Source organism: Sphingobium sp. MI1205, assembly GCF_001563285.1.
Lineage (GTDB): Bacteria > Pseudomonadota > Alphaproteobacteria > Sphingomonadales > Sphingomonadaceae > Sphingobium.
This window is the reverse complement of record NZ_CP005188.1, coordinates 698,157-717,907: the sequence shown is the minus strand read 5'-3', so window position 1 is coordinate 717,907 and position 19,751 is coordinate 698,157. Positions and strand designations below refer to the sequence as shown.

Below are 19,751 nucleotides of genomic sequence, written 5' to 3'. Positions count from 1 at the left end.
AGCATCAGGCATTTTGGAGCAGGGGAGCCCGCGATTCGGCTGCGGCGGCATCCGCCTCGGCAAACTTCTTTAGGATCGCCGGTTCCAGCGCCCTGACCTTTTCGACATTGGCTTCCTTGACATGGCCGTATCCGCGGATCTGCGCGGGGAGCGACGCGAGTTCGACCGCTGCGGCATGGTTGTGCGCGGTCAGGCGCTGAGCGACCATCTGCATCTGCGCTTCATAATGGTCGATCAGCCGACGCTCCATCTTGCGTTCCTCGGTATAGCCGAAGACGTCAAAGGCGGTACCCCGCAATCCTTTGAGCTTCGCCAGAAGGTTGAAGGCGTGGCCGACCCAAGGCCCGAACTCGCGCTTCTGGAGATGACCTGTCTCGGGATCGCGCTTCGAGAAGAGCGGCGGCGCCAGATTGTAGCGCAGTTTCGCGCCATCCTCGAACGTCTCCTTGAGCTGCTGCTTGAACGCCGGGTCGCTGTGCAGCCGGGCCACCTCATATTCATCCTTGTAGCTCATGAGCTTGGCGAAGTTGCGCGCCACCATCACCGACAGGACGTCCTTGCCCGGCGTGACCCGCTGCTCCGCCTTTGCCACCACATCGACCAGATCGCGGTAGCGCTGCGCCCAGGCAGCATTCTGATAATCGGTCAGCAGCTTCGTGCGATGCGCCACGATGTCGTCAAGCTTGGTGAGCGGCTGGAACTCGATCTCCTGCACATGGCTCACCACCGCCTTCTCGATCCTTTGCGGATCGACCGCCTGCAGCCGTCCCAGGAAGAAGGCCGCCTTGTTGAACGGGATCGCGACGCCGTTGATCTCCACCGCCCGCTCGATCGCTTGCGGAGAGACCGGAAGCAGGCCGAGCTGGCTCGCATAGCCCAGCATGAACAGATTGGCCGCGATGGTATCGCCCAGCAGCGCTAGACCCAGCCCAGTGGCGTCAACGCTTTGCAGTTCTGCCGACATCTTGCCCAGCCGCCGCACCAGCAGCCCCTGGTCCAGCGTCAGGTCTGGATTGCGCTGAAAGGCCGGCGTTGGCGTGACCCGCGCGTTGACGACCGTCTTCGTCCGCTCGCCATCCAGCGTGATAGCTGGCTCCTTGGCGAGGGCGGCCACCGCATCGAAGGCAAGAGCGAGATCCGCCTCGCCGATGCCCAGCTTCTGCGCGCCGAGATCCTCATTCTGCGCGGCGATGCGGACATGGCTGAACACCGCGCCGTTCTTCTGGCTGAGCCCGGTCATGTCGAACACCGATGTCGACTTGCCCTCCAGATGCGCCGCCATGGCGAGCAGCGCGCCAATGGTGACTACGCCGGTCCCGCCGATGCCCGACACCATGATGTTGTAGGCGCCGCCTTTCAGCGGAACGAGCGCAGGCGCGGGCAGCTCGATGTCGGTCTCGCTGGCGAGCTGCGCCTTTTGCGGTTTGCGCGGCTCTGCGTCCAGCACGGTCACGAAGCTGGGGCAAAAGCCCTTCACACAGCTATAATCCTTGTTGCAGTTCGACTGGTCGATTTGCCGCTTGCGCCCCAGTTCGGTTTCCTTGGGCCACACGCTGACGCAGTTTGACTGGACCGAACAGTCGCCGCAGCCTTCGCAGACCGCGGAATTGATGAACATGCGTTTGGCAGGATCGGGGAACTTGCCGCGCTTGCGGCGGCGCCGCTTTTCCGCCGCGCAGGTCTGCTCATAGACGATGACGGTGACGCCCGGGACGTCGCGCAATTCCTTCTGCACAGCGTCATAAGTGTCGCGATGGTGCACGGTGACGCCGGGGCCAAGTCCGCTTTGCGCATCGTAAAGTTCGGGGCGGTCAGTCACGACGACGCAGCGCGCCGCTCCTTCGGCCAGAACCTGCCGGGTGATATCACCCGGCGTCAGCGGCCCATCCACCGGCTGGCCGCCGGTCATCGCGACGGCATCGTTGAACAGGATCTTGAAGGTCATGTTGACCTTCGCCGCGACCGCGCCCCGCACTGCGAGGAGGCCGCTATGATAGTAGGTGCCATCCCCCATATTCTGGAAAATGTGGTTCATGTCGCTGAAATAGGCGAGGCTGTACCAATGCGCTCCCTCCCCACCCATCTGGGTATTGGGAAGCATCTCCGGGCCGGAATACATCGCCATGGCATGGCAGCCAATGCCGCCCGCTGCGATGGAGCCTTCGGGAAAGCGCGTGCCGGTATTGTGCGGGCAGCCCGAACAAAAATAGGGCGAGCGCGCCGCATCGGCGGGCTTGAGCGCCGCGACCGTTTCCAGCTGTCGCGAAAGGCGCTGGGCGCGGGCTTCCAGCCGTTCATCGGTCACGCCCAAACGCCGCAGCCGCTCGGCGATGACAATCGCCAGCTGTACCGGTTCCAACTGCTCGTCCGCCGGGATCATCGACACGCCGTTCTCGTCGACCTTGCCGACGATGCGCGGCATCTCTGGCCGCCCGTAAAGGATCGCCTTCGCCTGGTTCTCGACCAGCGGGTCCTTCTCCTCGATGAAGAGCAGTTCGCCTTGCCGAGCGGCGAACTCCGCAAGACCTTCGCGCTCGACCGGATACATGCAGCCGAGCTTATAGAAGGACACGCCGAGCGCCGCGGCGGCTTCCCTGTCCAGCCCCAGCATCTTGAGCGCCTGCCGCACATCCTGCACCGCCTTGCCGGTGGACACGATGCCCAGTCGCCGCTGCGGCGCATCGATCAACGTCCGATCGATTCCATTGGCGCGCACGAACTTGCCGATCAACGGCCAGCGATAGCGCTTCAGCACGATCTCCGAGCCGATGCGGTCGAGATGGGTGGGATAGTTGTGGAAGCCATTGGCCGGCGCCGGGCCGCGATCCGGGCAGATCGGCTCCTTGCCGTCCAGCCCGACATCGACTGTCATCGTCTGCTCAAGCGTCTCGTTGGTCAGCTTCAAACCGGTATAGAGGCCGGTATAGCGCGACATGGCAAAGCCCAGCAGCCCCAAGTCGATGACATCCTGCACATCTGACGGCGCCAGGATCGGCATGCCCGCATGCATCAGCGCCATCTCGCTCTGGTGCGCCACGGTCGAGGATTTGCCCGAATGGTCGTCGCCCGCGACGATCAGCACCCCGCCATGGGGGTTGGTGCCCGCAATATTGCCATGTTTGAACGGATCGCCCGAACGATCGACGCCCGGCCCCTTCCCGTACCAGATGGCGAACACGCCGTCGCGATTGGCCTTGGGCGTCGTCGCCAGCATTTGCGTGCCCCACACCGCGGTCGCTGCGAGATCCTCGTTCACGCCGGGCTGGAACAATATGTCATGGCTTTGGAGCAGGTCCTTCGCCCGCCACAGCTCAAGATCATAAGTGCCCAGCGGCGAGCCGCGATAACCCGAAATAAAGCCGGCGGTATTGAGGCCGGCACGCACGTCGATCTCCTTCTGCAGCAGCGGCACGCGGATCAGTGCATGGGTGCCGCTCATGATCACGCGGCCATTATCGACCGTATATTTATCGTCCAGTTTCACGTCACGCATGATGGGTCTCTTTCAGCTCCGGCTCTTGCCAGGCAGCCGCCTTGTCGCGGAGGTAGGCAGCAAAGGCGGTGTCAAAATCGGCGAGCACGGTTCGGCTGCTCGGCCGGTCGGCCATCGCATCGAACCAGTCGCGAAGGCCCTCCACCCGGTCCAGCAGCGACATGTCCCAGGTGAAGCGCGCAACCCGTTCCCCGATGTCGAAGGTGTAGAAGGCGAACAGATCGGCATGGGTCAGTTGCGCACCCAGCAAATAGGGGTTCAACGTGACCAGCTGACCCAGCGCCCGCATCGCGCGCTCGACAACCGGCTGGGCGGCGGCGATCGTCTCGGGCGCGTTCACGCCGCCCATGAAGATGCCGGGAAAGAGCGAGCGCAGCGGCGCCTCGACATAGACCTGCACGATGTTGACGATCTGACGCGCTCGGGCCCTTTCGAAGGGTGTCGCGGGATATAGCGGAATGCCGGGGACGGCCTCCTCGATATATTCGAGGATCGCCACTGTCTCCGCTATGCAGCCATCGGGCGTCTGCAGGAACGGTATCTTGCCCATCGCGCTTAACTTCAGAAACGCATCGTCCTGGCTCGCGCGGGTCGGAACGACCGTGAACACCGCGCCTTTCTCGATCAACGCCGCGCGTGCCGCATTGAAATAGTTGCTGACCGGATAGCCGTGCAGAGCCAGGCTTGTGGACGCAGGATGGGACGATGGACCGGTCATGTCATTCCGCAGCCTCAGCCACCAGGATGTCATTGCCCTCCACCTTCACCTCGTAGCGTTTGAGCAGCAGATCGGGGTCTTCCTCGCATTGACCGGTGACCAGGTCGAAACTCCAGCCATGCCACGGACAAGTCAGCACTGTGCCGCATATTTCGCCTTGGTGTAGCGGACCATGCGCGTGAGGACAGCGTGCCTGCGTCGCGACCGGCGAGCCGTTCACCAGGAACACAAGGATCTTTTCCGATCCCAGCGACGCGCGGAGCGGCTTGTCCGCCGTCAACTCCGAATATTCACCAACTTTCATCATATCCACTCCCATGCCCCTTCGCACATCGGGGGCTGCGCTTGTCTTAAGGCATTCTGGGCCAACAAAGCAGGGCGGGCCATGCCATTTTCCAGTCAAACGGGACGCGGGCGGTTTGGCGCCTCACGCCGCGCATTGGTGCGCAGACTCACCCATTCTCCTCAGCGAAGATCTTGCCCGGATTGAGTATCCCCTTGGGGTCCAGCATATGCTTGATGTCGCGCATCAGGCCCCGCTCCAGGACGTTGCGGGTGATCGGCAGCCAGCGCTTCTTCTCCAGGCCGATGCCATGTTCGGCCGATACCGAGCCGCTGATGGGACGGAGCGGTTCATAGACGCAACTCTCGACCCGCTCCCGGTCCTGCGGGGTGCCCGCCCCGATGGCGATGTGCAGATTGCCGTCACCCACATGACCGAGGAAGGCGATGCCGCCATCGGGCCAGATCGCCTTCAGCCGCCGCCTGACCTCTGCCATATAAGCCTCCATCTCGCCGACTGGCAGGCTGACGTCGAAGGCATAGAAGGGCTGGAAGTCATGGACGATATGCTCCAAATCCTCCCTGATGCCCCAGATGGCGGCGCGGTCCTTTTCCGATCGCGCGACAATGGCATCGTCGAATAGCCCTTTTTCCGCCGCATCGGCCAGCACGGCTTCGAACAGGTCGCGGTCGCGTTCATGATCGGAACCAAGCGCCTCTATCATCGCGTAATAGGGCTTGTCCGATCCCAGCGGCGGCGCATGGCGCCCCTCACCAGTGTTGACGCGATAGAAGCTGTTATCGACCAGCTCAAAGGCGCTGAGCAGGCCACCCAGGGCGCCGTCGACATACCGCAGCAATTGGGCGATGCGATCGAAACTGTCGGCGCAAACCAGCGCCGTATTGCTGCTGACCGGGCGCTCCCTGAGGCGCAGGACAAGGCGGGTGATCACGCCCAGCGTGCCCTCGCTGCCGATGAACAGCTGCTTGAGGTCATAGCCGGTATTGTTCTTGATCATCTGGTTCATGGAAGACAGTACCCGGCCGTCCGCCAGCACCACTTCCATCCCCAGCACCTGCTCGCGCATCATGCCATAGCGGATGACGCGCATTCCTCCGGCGTTCGTCGCCGCGTTGCCGCCGAGCTGGCATGATCCGCGCCCGCCTAGGTCCAGCGGAAAGCTGAGACCATGCTCCTCCAGATGGTCTTGGAAATGTTCCAGGATGACGCCGGCCTGCACGATGGCGGTGCGGTTCGCCGGATCGACGCTCTCGATCCGGTTCATCCGCTCGAGCGACAGGATGACCTCGCCGGGCTGCGTCTGGGTCGCGCGGACCCAGCCGGACATTCCGCCCTGTATCACCACTGGCTGGCCGGCCGCATGGCACAGCGCCATGATCTGTGACACCTGCTCGGTCGTTTCAGGCCGCAACAGGACGTTCGCCTCGACCTTTGTCATGAAATAGCCGGGATGGCGGCCGGAAACATCCGCCCCGGTCAGCACACCGCCCTCACCCAGAATTGCGTGGAGCTGGTCGATCAATGCGGACGATGGCGCGTCGGCGCTCGAACGACTGTCACTCATCGGGCCTTGAACCTGACTGGCAGTGTTTTCGGACCGCGCGCAAAGTAGGAATCCGACCATTTGACCGTGTCGCTGACCGCCTCGAGACTCTCGAAGCGCGAGGTCAGGATCTCCAGTGCGCTCCGGGCCTCCATACGCGAAAGATAGGAGCCGAGGCAGAAATGCGGCCCTTGGCCGAAGGACATGATCTCCTTGGGATCTCGGTCCAGAACCAGTTCCTCAGAACGGTCGAACTTGCGCTCATCATGATTGGCCGATCCCAACAGCGGAAGCACTAGCGAGCCCTTGGGAATGGCGACACCTGCCAGTTCGGTATCACGGGTCGTGTGCCGGAACAGCATCTGCACCGGCCCATCGAACCGCAACATTTCCTCCAGCAGAAGAGGAATCCTGGTGGGATCGGCCCAAATAGCGGCCGCGATCTCGGGATGGGTCTTGAAATGCGCGAAGGTGATGCCGAGCAGGTTGGTGGTCGTCTCCACCCCGCCGATCAACAGCAAAATCGCCATGTTCAGCACTTCGCTGCGACTCAGCCGCTCGCCATTAACCTCCGCCTGGATGAAGCCGCTGATAAGGTCGTCGCCAGGATTTGCCGATCGCTCGTCATAGACCTGCTCGAAATAGGCACGGATCGATCGCGAGCTGCTGTCGATTTCCGCAAGCCGCTCAGGACCGTAGGCCGCGCGGTTTCCAGCTGCCAAGAGATCGTCCACCCACCGTTTGAAATCAACGCGGCGTTCGATATCGACGCCCAGCACCTCGGCAATGACGCTGACCGGGAAGAGGCCGGAGAACTCCCAGACGAAATCAAATTCGCCCTCTTTGCCGTGTCGCGCAAAGATGCCATCGATTAGCTCATGCGTCACGGTGCGGATGCGGTCCTGCAACGCGCCGACACGGCTGGGAACGAAGGCCTTGTTGGCGAGCTTGCGGATACGGACATGGCCTGGCGGATCGAGCGAGATCATCGGCTGCACTTCCGGCACCGGATCATATTCGCCGAGCAATGCCGGCCAGAACTGCGCCGAGGAAAAGGTTTTGCCGTCGCCCAGCACTTCCTCGACATCGTCCCACCGAGAAACGGCGAAGCCCTGCATCATGTCCAGCCATTTGACCGGCTCTTCCGCCCGCAGCTTGGCATAATGGGGATAAGGGTTGGCGGTGACCGCCGGGTCCAGAGGATTATAGCTCATATCGGTTCAAACCTGATTGGCGCCGAACATCGGAACGACGCCCAGCTGCTGAAAAACCGGGACCGCGTCCCAAATGCTGCGCTCCAGCACGATCTTACCGGCCTCGTCCCAGCCCATCACGGTCACGCCCCGGGTCTTGGTGATCTTGCCCTTCGCAGGGACGCCCAGGAAATCGCCGGCATGCTTGGTTTCCCAGGTCCATTGAAAGGACCCAAGCCGATCGTCGCCAACATAGTCGAATACGTCAAACTTGTTATAGCTCTGGCTTGCATCCTCGATAATGAATCCTTCGAAGAATCGACGCAGCGCCGGAAGATCGTTGTTGATCTGAAGATCGAAATTGACGTCTTCGAACTCGAACTGTGGATTGTAGAGCGTCATCAGCTCGTCGGTCCCATCGGCGAACAGGCCGATCCAATACTGCGCCCAATCCTTGTTCATACCTCTCTCCTTTGCGGCGCGGCGGCCCTGCACCTTTGTAGTTAGTCATGCGGCGCGCCCGTTAGCTATGTGATAATGCACCCGTCGCAACCAGCCATGGCCAATCGCACGGGCAATGTACTTTTCGTGCCAAAATCAGGGCAACTTTTTCTCACAAGGGTTTTTGACGCATTGCAAAATGGCGGAAAACCGCCGCTATTCCTTGTCGTCTATTGTCCCGCTAGGTCATCACCTGTCACGCTGGGGCATTCTCTTTTCTCTGGTGTCGCTGTCTTTAAGAGGCAATTCCGAAGTCAAGTTCACAGAGCGCCGCATCGATCGGCGTCACATCAGGAAGGAGAGACGCTTTGAAGGCTATCATCAATATGCCGCTTGCAAGCCTCATCATGTCGGTGGCCCTAGGCCTGCCCGCCATGGCCCAGGAGCCTGCGCCCGAGCAACAGTCCCAGCCCCGCACCAATACGCTCGATGACATTGTCGTTACCGCGACCAAGCGAAACGAGAATCTCGTCAAGGTTCCCATCTCCGTCAGTGTCGTTACCGAAGCCGCAATCGCGGAACGCGGCATCACCCGACCGGCTGACTTTCTGGCTTCTACGCCCAATGTCACCTTCGTCGAGGACAATGCCGGCGAGGCCTACATCAACATTCGAGGCCAGACGTCGGTCCGCAATTCTGATCCGAACGTGGCGATCGTAATCGACGGCGTCACTCTGTCGAGCGTCAAGCCGTTCAACCAGGATCTGTTCGGTATCCAGCAGATCGAAGTCCTCAAGGGGCCGCAAAGCGCGCTCTACGGCCGCAACGCCGCCGCCGGCGCCATTGTCATCACGACCAAGAAGCCAGGCGACACGTTCGAAGGCAATGTCGTCGCCGCCTATGGCAACTTCAACACCGCCAGAGCCAGCGCATCAGTCAGCGGTCCGCTCGCGCAGGGGCTGGGCTTCAGCGTCGCTGGCGCCTTCCGCGACACGGACGGCCCCTTCACCAACATCACCACGGGAGAGAAGGTCCAGCGCTTCCAGAACAGCAGCGGCCGCGCACGACTGGTCTATGACAATGACGGACCGTTCACAGCCGATTTCAAGGTGACGGCGCTGCGTTCCAAGGGTGGCGGCAGTGCCTATAACGCGCAATTTGTCGGCCTGCCGATCGGCGGCTTTCCCGGGACCGCACTGGACGCCAATAACACCGACATGCCTTTCGTATCCAACGTTACCGGCGCATTCAGCGAAAAGTTCGTCGATGTGACGTTCAAGGCCGAATATGACATGGGGTGGGCCAAGTTCACGTCGATTTCCTCCTATAATCATCTCAACCAATATTTCGGCAGCGACAGCCCGCCCTATATCCCGCAGGATACGGGACTCGCCGGTGGCGGCACTGTCCAGCAATATACGTACAGCGACACCAACTATTCGCAGGAAGTCCGCCTGACGTCAGACAGTGCCAACCGCTTCCGGTGGCAGCTGGGCTTCTACATCCTGCGGTTCGAACGGGACCAGACCAGCAAGATCGGGCTTGACGTCAATGGCTCCCTGCCGGCCGATCGCGACACGATCGATCCAGCGACGACGGTGTCCCACAGCAATCCGCTCTATCGTACGACCAGCTATGCGCCCTTCGCCAGTCTGCAGTTCGACGTCACCGACCAGTTTCACATCAATCTAGCGGGTCGCTATGACACGGAAAAGCGGTCCATCCGCGAAGCCGCGTCGCCCGCCATCAATCCGCTAACCGGCGTCAGCTATAACAATTGCGTGGCGCAGGGTACCGCGTTCGATGATTGCAAGTTATCGCGAACCTTCAAGCAGTTCGAACCCAAGGCAAGCCTGTCCTATGACCTTGCTCCGACCGCCAGCGTTTATGCCAGCTATGGCAAGGGGTTCAAATCGGGCGGCTTCAATCCCATCGGGTCCCGCCAGGCACTGATTGCCGCCGCTGGAGGCAACGCGGCCAACATCTATGTGCAGGATCTCTATAACAAGGAAGTATCGACATCCTATGAGATCGGCGCGAAGGCACGCTTCTTCAATCGTCGCCTGTCGATCAACGCCGCCGTCTTCAAAACCGACATCTCCGGCGCGCAGCAATTCCAGTTCCAGCCGTCGGCAGGTTTGCAGACGACTGTCAGCATCGACAAGGTGAAGCTCAAGGGCTTCGACATCGACTTCGACGCACAACTACCGATGGGCCTGCATCTTTTTGGCGGCTATGGCTACACTCACGGGCGGGTTGCCGCCTTCGCGGGCAATCCGGCAGCGGTCGGTAATGTCGCTCCGGGCGCATTCAAATATACGCTGAATCTTGGCGCAAGCCAGAATATCGACCTTACTGAGGACCTGAGGCTGGTGCCGCGCGTTGAGATGAACCGCTATGGCTCGATCTGGTGGGACGTCGACAATTTCCCCGGCACCAGGCGCGATCCATTGACCCTGCTCAAGGCACGCCTGTCGCTCAAGAGTGTCCATGGCTGGGAAATCTCGGCCTTTGGAGATAATCTCACCAATAAAAAGTACTTTCAGGAAGTCGTGCCGCTGCTGTCGGTCTTCACCGTCAATTATCGCGGCCCGACCCGCAGCTACGGCCTGGAAGCCCGCATGAATTTCTGAACCTCTCCCCTTGGGCCCGGCACTCCGCCGGGCCTTTTTTTTGTTACCGGTGGAGGCACGACATGAATCTGGAATGGGAACAGGATTGGCTGGAACAGTTCGACAATCGGCTGGAAGAGCTGATGGCCAATTATCCTGAACAATTTGAATATGAAGATCTGAACTTCGGCGTCCGGATCGACAATGATCGTGCCAAGTTGCGTCGCTGGTTTACGACGTTCGAAAATTCCGATCCGGAAAGGTCATGTCACTATTTCAACGCCGTCCGCTATCATGGCGACGAGAGAGGCGGCTGCCTTGAATGGACATGGGAAATCCATCACAGGTCCGACTTTATGGGCTTACCCGCCGCCGGCAAGACCACTTGCGTACAAGGCATGACCATCCATGCCTTCAAGGATGGCAAGATCATATTGGAGCGCAGCCTGTGGGACACCGCCGCGCTGATGCGCCAGCTGGGCCTTCAGGCTCCTATAGAAGTGGAGTTTCATTGATGTTCGACCTGACCGGCAAGGCCGCAATCGTCACCGGCGCAGGATCGGGCATCGGTGCTGCTATCGCCCGCCGCTTTCGCGCAGCCGGCGCGGAGGTTCTGGTGGCGGACATCAACGCGCAGACGCAGGCGCAAGCCGAGGAATGGGGCTGCGCCTTCCGCCCCACCGATGTCGGCCAGCCGTCCGAGACGGCGGCTCTATGTGAGGAAGCAGTGTCGCGCTTCGGCAAGCTCGACATATTGGTCAATAATGCCGGCATCGCCGCCGCTGCGCCTATCGCCAACGCCGACGAAGCGCGTTCGGAGCGTTTCTGGCGCGTCCATATATTGGGCGTCCAGATGGGGATAAAGGAAGCGGCCGCGCGTATGGGGGCAGGTGGCGCCATCGTCAACATCTCGTCAATCACGGCAACGCGGGGCTTCCTGCAATGGGGCGAATATGCAGCGACCAAGGCGGGAATCATTTCGCTGACTCAGACCGCGGCTGTCGAATACGGCCCGCGGGGCATCCGGGTGAACTGCGTGGCGCCAGGGATCATCGACACGCCGATGGCGATGGACGAAGCACCCGACATGGTGACGCGCAACGCCAATGTGTTCACGCTGCTGGGCCGGATCGGCCGACCTGAGGAACTGGCGGCGGCCGTCCATTTCATGGCAAGCGACGATGCGAGCTATGTCACCGGTCAAACACTTTTAGTGGACGGGGGCTGGAGCACCGGCACCTCGGTCAAGGGTATCGAACTGGCGCTGTCGACCTCCGGCTGAACAGGCCAGGTGTCGTGCCGGTCCCGTCGGTGCGGCGCGGCGCTCATGCCAGGGCGTGCAGTCCCAATATGGTGAGGCCGCTCGCGCCCACGAGCCCGTCGAAGACGAGCCGCCAGGCCAGTGGGGCTGAGCGCAGATCCATATATTGGCGCACGATCAGCTGGGCCTTGGCCATGGCCGCGAGCATCACGAGCGCAAAGCCCCAGCCATGGGCGCCCGCGCCGCTGAACCCAGCCAGCGTTGCCAGCATCAGCAATGCCCAGACCGTCGTGTTCCCAAGTCTGCCTATCATCCCACACCTTGCAAATAGAGCATCGCGAACAGGAACACCCATAGAAGATCCACCATGTGCCAAAACAGTCCGCATGCCTCGATCCAGGCTAGAAATCCCGGCCGAGCTCGGCTGGACCGCGCCTTGACGAGGGTCGCGCCGAGCAGGGCGATGCCGATAGCATAATGGAGCAGATGAATGCCGGTGAACACATAATAAAAGCCGAAGAAGGCGTTGGTCTGCGGTGTCAGGCCATGGGAGATCTTGTCGGCATATTCGACCGTCTTGACGATCCCGAACAGCAGGCCGATGCCGATCGCGGACAGCAGATGCCGGCGCACCCTGCTCATATCCCCCATCCGGGCCGCTTCCACCGCCAGTGCCACTAGCCAGCCGCTGGTGATCAAAATGGCGGTGTTCAACAATCCCAAGCGGCTGTCGAGCATCTTCGCTGACTGCGCGAACAAGTCGGGCTGCGCCACACGCTCAACCATGAAATAGCCGAAGAAGAGAATGAAGTTGGCCGTATCGGCCGCGATGAAGGTCAATATGCCCGGAACCGGCCGGGGGCGGTGCGAGGCTGTATCAACCATGCGGAAACGCGCTCCCGGCTTCCTGTTCCAGGCGGGTGAGCGCGCGGAGCGTGAAGATCGACAGGATCAGCATCGCCCAGAAAAAGAGCGAGAATTCCACCCAATAATTGAAGAAGCCACTGCGCGAGAAAGGACCATCTCGGAAGAAGGGCAGGAAGCAGAAGCCCATGAAGGCAACCGCCACCCAGATGGCAAACCAGCAAACGGGTTTCGGGATGAGCGGCACGACACGGCCATCGTTGAGGAAGCACAGCGCGAAGGCCGTGATCTGAAGCATGGTCAGTGAGAACGCCATGTCGAACATGATCCAGCCGGTGTCATAGAGCATCATCAGGATCAGCGGATCAGTCTCCGGGCGGAAGGCGGCGGCCAGCCAGAAGGCGGGCGGAAACACCAGAACCAGCGTCGTGAAACCCGCGCCCCACAGCTGCAGGCGTGACATCAGGTCATTGTCGCGTTCGGCCGCTTCCATCACCTTGGTAATGCCCATGCCCCAGACGAGATAGAGCACACCTGAAACCATCATGCCGGTCATGCCGATCCGTGCCGAGGTCGTGTGCTCCCGAAAATGCGCCGCGATTTCGTCGGCCGACAATGCTGCCGAATAAGGAGGGATGTTACGCCCAAGCAGCGCGAAGAAGACGATGAGGAGGACGAGCAGCGCAGGGCCCATCCAGAGGCAGAAGCGCACATAACGCAACGGGTTGGGAACCTGTGCGACCCGATAGGCTCCCGTAGATTCGATTTCGGAGTGGTCGGCCGATGCGCTGCCTGCTCCAAATGCCACCATCAAATCCCACTCCCATATGCCGGTCGACTGCCGGATCAGGGAGAAGTTAGGCAGAGGCTCGGCTTTGGGCGATGGCCCAGAATGCCGCCCGCAGACTTATCGTGCCAAAGTTGCAGTCGGGTCAGTGCTCGACGAGGCTGCGATCCTCGATAGAACGTGCTTCCCGCCATGCACTCGGCCGCTGGGCCGTCCAGCGCATGAAAGCGCGAGAAAAAGTGCTGCTACTCGAAAACCCCAGTAGATAGGCGATATTCTCCACCGTCAGCTCCGGACGGCGCAGATAGTCATAAGCCAGCTCTTCACGCAGCCGGTCCAGCACCTCTTGGAAGGTCGTATTCTCCTCACGCAGACGGCGCAGCAGCGTGCGGTCGGTCATGGCCAGCAGGCGAGCGGTTTCCTGTTTGCTGGGCTCACCATTGGCCAACTGCCCGACGAGCGCATCCCGCACTTTGCGTGAAAAGCGGTTAGCGAACCGGAAGACCAGATATTTGGCCGCCATTTCGTCCAGCATCGTCGCCAGTTCCTCGTTCGCCGAGGGGACGCGCCTTTCCAGCACCTCCGCCGGAAAGAAGATGCTGTTGATCGACTGGCCATAGCGAATGGGGCAGCGGAAGACATCATGATACGGTGTGTCGTCTATCGGCTTGCGATGGCGGAACGTCACCTCAATCGGCGTGATCGGCGCCGACAGGATCCATTCGCACAGCAGGAAGAATCCCGCCAGCATGGTGTCGATCGTTTGGTAGATGGGCGGGCGACCACCGGTATTGAGGTCGACCGAAAACCTGTACCCGTCCCCTTCCCGTTCGAAGGATACCGCCGCGGAGTCTGAAATAAGGCGCGCGGAATGAGCAAATCGCTCGGCCGCACGGCGCAGGGTGGCGCTGCACGACATGGCATAGCCAACGACGTGGAAGGTCGAGGGCCGGATATGGCGCGCGACTTTCAATCCGAAATTGGCGTCGCCGGTCGCTTCGACTGCTGCGATCCACAGGCTGGTCACCTGATCTTGTGAATATCGATGAGTAAGGTCGCCCACACGGCTGGGATCCATGCCAATGCCGCTCATCAGCACTGCTGGATCAACAGCGGCATCTTCAAGCGCCTTCACGATCGCCAGTATCCAAGCCGAGAGGCCGGTCTGCACGCTTCATCCCTCCCCTCGTCCGTTCTGTCATGATGCATAGAACTAAGACGAAATGCAAATCTATGTGGCCGCGGCACATCGAAAATGCGGGAGGGGGGCGGAGCCGGATGAGACCGGAGAGGCCTTCGCCGGTAGTGTTTATGGGCTGTGAGGATTTCAGCCGTCACTTTCGCCAGCGCCGAAGCGATGGAACAAGCTCCACTGAACCGCGCTATCTATCGGATGTACGACCCGACGATCCTGCTTCGTCGATCTCGACAATTGCCTTTCCTTCATCGCCGCGCGAATTCTGATCACACTCATCAGGCAGGCGCCTTTTTACGGTTCAGGAATGCCGCGACTTTTTGAGCGGCTGCTGCGGTTCGCAAGGTGTTGAGGAAATAGCGGCTCTCGATCCGCAACGCGGCATCAATCGGCACCTGTGAACCTTCATAGATGGCCTTCAATATGTTCCCGTCCGCCTCATTCGTCCGCTCGGCTCCTCGCCGCGCGGCAAGCGCGGGGCCGAAAATAGCGTAGGCCGCCGCCGTGTGAGGTCCCCCCTGCGGGAGGCGGAAGCCCTTCTCGTCCCAGGGCGCTGAAGAGTGGCCGACCTCGGCTATCCATTGCCGGGCTCGATCGAAGGCCTGTTCTCGGCTCGCCTTTTCGTTGATCACGCCGAGCGCGAGCGCATCGTCAATCTCCATAGGCTTGCCGTCAAGAATATAGGGTAGCGAAGCATTCAAGCCGGCCAGACGCAGCAATCGTTGCGTGCCACCTGCGCCCGGCATCAGGCCAAGAGTCGCTTCCGGCAGACCCAACTGCAGCCCTTCGTCTTCCACAGCAATCCGGAAGTGGCAACCCAGTGCCAGTTCTAGCCCGCCGCCGAGCGCCACGCCACTGATCATCGCGACAAGAGGCTTGCCGACGGTTTCGAGGTCGCGAATGCGGCCGCTGAACTGGCTGGCTTCCATCAGGGCAGCCCGTAATTCTTCCTGCGTCTTCGCTTTACGCCACCTTGCGATATCAGCTTGCAGTTCATTCAGGTCCGCACCCGCGCAGAAGCCGCTGCTCTTGCCCGAGCAGAAAATGGCTCCGACAATCCGCTGATCCTGCTGGATGGTTTGGGCCACCAGGGCCAAATCCCGTTGCACCGCGTGGCTGATCGTGTTCATCGAGCGGCCGGGCATGTCGAAGGTGACGACGGCAATGCCGTCAGCACCAACTTGCAAGGTGAAATTTTCCATATCTTGTCCCTCCCTCACACGCGCTCGATGACCGTCGCAGTGCCCATGCCCGCGCCGACGCAGAGGTTGATGAGTGCCGTCGCCTTGTCCGACCGTTCCAGTTCGTCCAGCATCGTTCCCAGGATCATGCCGCCGGTTGCGCCCAGCGGATGGCCCATGGCGATTGCTCCGCCGTTGACGTTGATCTTCCCCGGATCGATGTCGAGCGCCTGGATGTAGCGCAGCACGACCGCGGCGAAGGCTTCGTTGAGTTCGAACAGGTCGATGTCGTCCCGCTGCATGCCGAGCCGATCGAGCAGTTTGCGCGTCACGAACTCCGGTCCGGTGAGCATGATCGTGGGCTCGGACCCGATCGAAGCCGTCCCGAGGATCTTTGCGCGCGGTTTCAGCCCTGCCGCTTCGCCCGCTTCCTTCGACCCGATCAGCACGGCCGACGCACCATCGACGATGCCGGACGAATTGCCGCCATGATGAACATGGTTGATCGGTCCCATTTCGGGATAGCGCGCCTGCGCCACCGCATCATAACCAGCCTCCCCCATTTTGACGAAAGCGGGTTTGAGTTTGGCCAGCGAGCCCATATCCGTCTGGGGGCGCATATGTTCGTCATGATCCAGGATGACGATTCCCGCCTGATCCAGAACCGGGACGATCGACCGCGCGAAGCGGCCCTCCTGCCATGCAACGGCTGCACGCCGCTGGCTTTCAACGGCATAGGCATCGACATCTTCCCGCCCGAAACCGTGAATGGTCGCGATCATGTCGGCGCCAATTCCCTGCGGCGCATAATAGTGATCGAAGGCGAAAGCAGGATCGACCATCATCGCGCCGCCATCGGCCGCAAGGGCGACGCGCGACATGGATTCCACCCCTCCGGCAATGGCGAAACGCGCCTCGCCTAGCGCAACCTTGGCTGCCGCCATGTTGCACGCTTCCAGCCCCGACGCGCAGAAGCGGTTGACCTGCACGCCGGGTACGCGCTGGTCATAACCCGCGACCAGGGACGCGATACGGGCGATATCACTGCCCTGTTCGCCGACGGGCATCACGCATCCCATGATCACATCGTCCACCAAGGCGGTGTCGAGGCCATTGCGATCCCGGATGGCCCGCAAGACCTGCGCGGCCAGCGAAAGCGCGGTTATCTCATGTAGCGAGCCATCCGGCCGGCCCTTCCCACGCGGCGTGCGGACGGCATCGAAAATATAGACACCAGGCATGAAGCTCACCTCTTCAACGGGGGGCCAGACGGATCGCACCGTCGAGGCGGACGGATCCGCCGTTCAGATAATTGTTGCCGATCATATGCAGCGCCAGCGCCGCATATTCCTCCGGCGCGCCCAGCCGTTTGGGGAAAGGCACCGACGCGCCGAGCGCAACCTGCACATTCTCCGGCAGCCCGCGCATCATCGGGGTCAAGAAAAGGCCTGGAAGGATCGTGTTGATCCTGATCCCCTCCCCCATCAGGTCGCGCGCAATAGGCAGCGTCATGCCCAGCACCCCTGCCTTGGAAGCCGAATAGGCAGCTTGCCCCATCTGCCCATCCTGCGCCGCAACGCTGGCCGTGCAGATGACCACCCCGCGCTCACCATCCTCCAGCGGCTCCAGATCCAGCATCCCCTGCGCTGAGGCGGCGATGCAGCGAAAGGTTCCGAGCAGGTTGATCTGTATAACCCGCTCAAAATCTTTCATGGGAAAGCGGGCCGTGCGACCGTCGCCTTTGCTCCGCGACGCCGTCTTGATGCCATTGGCGATGCCAGCGCAGTTGATGAGGACGCGCTCTTGCCCATGGGCGGCACGAGCCTTCTCGAACGCTGCATCGACTTGCTCGTCAGAAGTCACATCGACCTTGCAAAATATCCCGCCAATCTCGCGGGCCACGGCTTCGCCGACGGCTTCGTTCATGTCAAAGATGGCGACCCGGGCGCCGACTTGGGCCAATGCGCGCGCGCTTGCCTCTCCCAAGCCCGAGGCGCCGCCCGTCACCACCGCAGCTACATCACCATCTATCCGCATCCACCCACTCCATCGAAACATTGCCTTCGCTTGCACTTCCCTTGGCAGCGACGGCGCGCATGGCGAACAGCGCCGGGTGACAAGAGATGACATTTCGGGACAATATCATCCCGCCAGCGCATTTTGCCATGGCCGGCCAATGCGTGACGCGTCTGGCCACGGCCGCCCTTGTGGGGCCGCCCGATGATTCACTGTCCCGACCAAGCAACCGGTGCGAAAGCACGATGCACATTCTCATCACCGGTCCCGAAGGCTCACGGCCGTTTCTTGAGCAGCTCGAAGGCGCGATCCAAGGCTGACGGCGTGCAGATCGTCTGCCATTACTAAGCCGCCTTCTTGTTTATGCTGATGTCGCTCTACGACATTGAACAAGCGCAGGCACGCTTGCGGCGCGGCGTGACACGCAGAGGCCCGCCCACCGCCTGCATGCTCAAGGGCAAGACGGTGGGGATCATCGGCTTCGGAGATATCGCTCGCGCTCTTCCCGCGCGGCTCAGCGGATCCCGCCTCGCTCTCGCGGGCGCTTCTAGGCGGCTTTTTCTCTGTCGCCTGATTTGACAGTACGGAGTGAGTAGCCGTCGGCTACCTTTGTTGGTCCGGCAACGCAAAGCGGCGCCGAGGCGCCGCTAGTGGTACAGTGCGTTGAGATATATCACATCCCGAACAGGGCGATCTGCTCGTTCCAATCGATCGGCAGGTTTGCGGTACGCTGGGATGTCATGTTGATAGAGGCTGGCTGGGTTCCGGCAAGGATGGCTTCGACGATCGCGGGCGCGAGGAAGTTCAGCCGGACCAGCCGGATGGCCCGGCCGGTGCGGGTCAGACGGACCGGTGAGGTAAGCAGGATTGAGGTCTATGCAGCTGCAAGGTGCTCGTCCCCGTCGAGCAGGGCGCGAAAACTATAAGAAGTCCGCACACGGGGTAATCACTCCACATAGATCGCATCTATGAGATCAATAACGCAATAGCGGCTGGCGTGATGAAGCCGTTTCGCGATGCTGAACCGACCTGACGCCCGATGGACTTTGACGACGTCGTCTTTCTGGGCGCGCTTCAAGTGTCCGCGTCAAACGGGCAAGCAAAATGAGGGCGGTATGGACGGAGTCCGCGTAGGTAAACGGCTGATAGGTACCCAATCCCCGGTTACAGTAGGGTGGGAAAACATCCCGAATGTAGAGGGCGGGCCGGTGAAACGCTTCGTCTTCACCTGCTTCCAGCCCGCGGTGCTGCTCGCGTTGATCGCCTTCTGGTATTATGCGCCGAACTCCCTGGCCAAGGCATCTACCGCCATCGGCATCGGCATCGCTTTCAAGGTACTGCTGCTGGCCCTGGAATGGGTCTCTCCGCGTCATGAGAGCTGGCGGCTGACCTGGAAGGAACTGATCACCGACCTCTTCTATGTAGGGCTGGGCTACACGCTGCTCAACATTGTCGAACACTATATCGGCGCTGACGTGGTGATCGAGGCTGTTCAGCAAAATTTCCATTGGGAAAAGGTCGCGTGGTTCATGGGCCTGCCGCTGCTGCTACAGGCGTTCCTGATCTCGTTCATCTTCGATTTCGGGCAATATTGGATGCATCGCGGAATGCATAACTGGTATCCGCTTTGGCTGACGCACGCGCCACACCATTACATCACGCAGCTTAATATAAACAAGGGAGCAGTCGGCAATCCGGTCGAACTATTCCTGATCGGGATCGGCATTGGCGGTTTCTTTGACTTCCTGCCCCGTGCGGCCTTGCTTGCAGGCACGCTGGGGCTTGCCGTCGGGACCTACCAGCACATCAACGTCCGCTTCAACTCCCCGCGCTGGTGGCGCTTCCTGTTCAACACGACCGAGCATCATAGCGTGCACCATTCCCAGGACTATGAGGGCAGCCGCAGCAATTATTCCAGCACCTGGATCATCATCGACCGCATGTTCGGCACCTGCGTGGACGGAGAAGCGGAGTTGTTGGGCATGGAGGGCGGTCGCAGGATGTCGGTCGGTGAAACCATGACCTTCCCCTTCACTGAAGCCTGGAAAACGATGAAGGCAAAGCTGCGTAAGGATCGCTTCGACGGGCCGGCAATAGTGCCCGCGGAATGACCATGGCGCGGCGCGGGAAAGGGGGAAACGGG

At 61.0% G+C, this 19,751-nt stretch carries 18 protein-coding genes; 5 read left to right on the top strand and 13 right to left on the bottom strand.

Translation table 11 applies throughout. The features are described from left to right. Positions 1 to 4: 4 nt before the first annotated feature. The 6 genes from K663_RS03490 to K663_RS03465 all read right to left on the bottom strand — a co-directional run bounded on the left by K663_RS03490 (position 5) and on the right by K663_RS03465 (position 7,713). Positions 5 to 3,493 (bottom strand): indolepyruvate ferredoxin oxidoreductase family protein, encoded by a 3,489-nt coding sequence (locus K663_RS03490; RefSeq protein WP_062114116.1) that lies wholly within the window; start codon positions 3,491 to 3,493, stop codon positions 5 to 7. Continuing rightward, positions 3,486 to 4,211: a glutathione S-transferase family protein gene (locus K663_RS03485; protein ID WP_062114113.1), complete on the bottom strand. Its 726-nt coding sequence runs from the start codon at positions 4,209 to 4,211 to the stop codon at positions 3,486 to 3,488. The genes K663_RS03490 and K663_RS03485 overlap by 8 nt, the downstream gene beginning before the upstream one ends. 1 nt (position 4,212) lies before the next feature. Further along, positions 4,213 to 4,518: a Rieske (2Fe-2S) protein gene (locus tag K663_RS03480; protein ID WP_062114111.1), complete on the bottom strand. Its 306-nt coding sequence runs from the start codon at positions 4,516 to 4,518 to the stop codon at positions 4,213 to 4,215. 145 nt (positions 4,519 to 4,663) lie between these two features. Then, positions 4,664 to 6,079, bottom strand: a complete 1,416-nt coding sequence (locus K663_RS03475; protein ID WP_062114109.1) for an FAD-binding oxidoreductase — start codon at positions 6,077 to 6,079, stop codon at positions 4,664 to 4,666. Further along, positions 6,076 to 7,272, bottom strand: a complete 1,197-nt coding sequence (locus K663_RS03470; RefSeq protein ID WP_062114106.1) for a cytochrome P450 — start codon at positions 7,270 to 7,272, stop codon at positions 6,076 to 6,078. Before K663_RS03470 ends, K663_RS03475 begins: the two co-directional genes overlap by 4 nt. Before the next feature lie 6 nt (positions 7,273 to 7,278). Continuing rightward, positions 7,279 to 7,713 (bottom strand): ester cyclase, encoded by a 435-nt coding sequence (locus tag K663_RS03465; protein WP_145902223.1) that lies wholly within the window; start codon positions 7,711 to 7,713, stop codon positions 7,279 to 7,281. 347 nt (positions 7,714 to 8,060) lie between these two features. On the opposite strand from K663_RS03465, the gene K663_RS03460 reads away from it, so the two are divergent. From K663_RS03460 to K663_RS03450, 3 genes are all read left to right on the top strand, one after another. After that, a complete protein-coding gene (locus K663_RS03460) occupies positions 8,061 to 10,325 on the top strand; it encodes a TonB-dependent receptor (protein ID WP_062114100.1) in 2,265 nt (754 codons plus the stop codon). A gap of 62 nt (positions 10,326 to 10,387) precedes the next feature. Then, entirely contained in the window at positions 10,388 to 10,819 is a 432-nt protein-coding gene (locus tag K663_RS03455; RefSeq protein ID WP_062114097.1) for an ester cyclase, read from the top strand. Further along, complete coding sequence (locus K663_RS03450) at positions 10,819 to 11,586, top strand: SDR family NAD(P)-dependent oxidoreductase (protein WP_062114094.1); 768 nt, start codon at positions 10,819 to 10,821, stop codon at positions 11,584 to 11,586. Before K663_RS03455 ends, K663_RS03450 begins: the two co-directional genes overlap by 1 nt. Positions 11,587 to 11,629: 43 nt before the next feature. Here the strand turns inward: K663_RS03450 and K663_RS03445 are convergent, their stop codons facing one another. The 7 genes from K663_RS03445 to K663_RS03415 all read right to left on the bottom strand — a co-directional run bounded on the left by K663_RS03445 (position 11,630) and on the right by K663_RS03415 (position 17,629). Next, a complete protein-coding gene (locus K663_RS03445) occupies positions 11,630 to 11,878 on the bottom strand; it encodes a cytochrome C oxidase subunit IV family protein (protein ID WP_062114091.1) in 249 nt (82 codons plus the stop codon). Beyond that, positions 11,875 to 12,450: a cytochrome c oxidase subunit 3 gene (locus K663_RS03440; RefSeq protein ID WP_063619026.1), complete on the bottom strand. Its 576-nt coding sequence runs from the start codon at positions 12,448 to 12,450 to the stop codon at positions 11,875 to 11,877. The genes K663_RS03445 and K663_RS03440 overlap by 4 nt, the downstream gene beginning before the upstream one ends. After that, the gene (locus K663_RS03435) at positions 12,443 to 13,240 is read right to left on the bottom strand and encodes a hypothetical protein (protein WP_062114088.1); all 798 of its coding nucleotides are present in this window, start codon (positions 13,238 to 13,240) and stop codon (positions 12,443 to 12,445) included. Before K663_RS03435 ends, K663_RS03440 begins: the two co-directional genes overlap by 8 nt. Before the next feature lie 121 nt (positions 13,241 to 13,361). After that, complete coding sequence (locus tag K663_RS03430; RefSeq protein WP_062114085.1) at positions 13,362 to 14,387, bottom strand: AraC family transcriptional regulator; 1,026 nt, start codon at positions 14,385 to 14,387, stop codon at positions 13,362 to 13,364. A gap of 302 nt (positions 14,388 to 14,689) precedes the next feature. Continuing rightward, positions 14,690 to 15,613: an enoyl-CoA hydratase-related protein gene (locus K663_RS03425; protein WP_062114082.1), complete on the bottom strand. Its 924-nt coding sequence runs from the start codon at positions 15,611 to 15,613 to the stop codon at positions 14,690 to 14,692. A gap of 14 nt (positions 15,614 to 15,627) precedes the next feature. Next, positions 15,628 to 16,833, bottom strand: coding sequence for an acetyl-CoA C-acetyltransferase (locus K663_RS03420; protein ID WP_062114079.1), 1,206 nt, complete (start codon positions 16,831 to 16,833; stop codon positions 15,628 to 15,630). Positions 16,834 to 16,846: 13 nt separating this feature from the next. Continuing rightward, the gene (locus tag K663_RS03415) at positions 16,847 to 17,629 is read right to left on the bottom strand and encodes an SDR family NAD(P)-dependent oxidoreductase (RefSeq protein WP_062114076.1); all 783 of its coding nucleotides are present in this window, start codon (positions 17,627 to 17,629) and stop codon (positions 16,847 to 16,849) included. 342 nt (positions 17,630 to 17,971) lie between these two features. Here K663_RS03415 and K663_RS25220 point away from each other — a divergent pair, with 342 nt between their 5' ends. Continuing rightward, complete coding sequence (locus K663_RS25220) at positions 17,972 to 18,187, top strand: NAD(P)-dependent oxidoreductase (RefSeq protein WP_062114070.1); 216 nt, start codon at positions 17,972 to 17,974, stop codon at positions 18,185 to 18,187. Between the two features lie 536 nt (positions 18,188 to 18,723). Next, positions 18,724 to 19,719: a sterol desaturase family protein gene (locus tag K663_RS03400; RefSeq protein WP_062114067.1), complete on the top strand. Its 996-nt coding sequence runs from the start codon at positions 18,724 to 18,726 to the stop codon at positions 19,717 to 19,719. The last annotated feature ends 32 nt before the right edge of the window (positions 19,720 to 19,751 follow it).